Source organism: Corynebacterium sp. HMSC072A04 (genome assembly GCF_001809235.1).
Lineage (GTDB): Bacteria > Actinomycetota > Actinomycetes > Mycobacteriales > Mycobacteriaceae > Corynebacterium > Corynebacterium hiratae.
This window is the reverse complement of record NZ_KV796756.1, coordinates 1-217: the sequence shown is the minus strand read 5'-3', so window position 1 is coordinate 217 and position 217 is coordinate 1. Positions and strand designations below refer to the sequence as shown.

General features: G+C 58.5%; 1 protein-coding gene. It reads right to left on the bottom strand.

Going from position 1 to position 217, the window contains the following annotated elements:
- Positions 1-217 (bottom strand): YPDG domain-containing protein (locus tag HMPREF2565_RS13885; protein ID WP_210385873.1); only part of this gene is annotated, 217 nt, incomplete at both ends.

Below are 217 nucleotides of genomic sequence, written 5' to 3'. Positions count from 1 at the left end.
CAGTGATCTTGTCACCAGGCTTAGCGTCCTCAGGAACCGGAACGGTGATCTCACCAGTGTTCTCATCAACCTTCACACCCTCCGGAGCATTCTCACCCGGGGTGAACTTGGTGCCCTCTGGAGCGTCGGTCGGCTCGCCGTCCTTGTCCTTGAACTCAGGGGAAGGAACCGTGACATCCTCGCCAGGCTTACCCGAACCATCCTCATAACCAGGCTC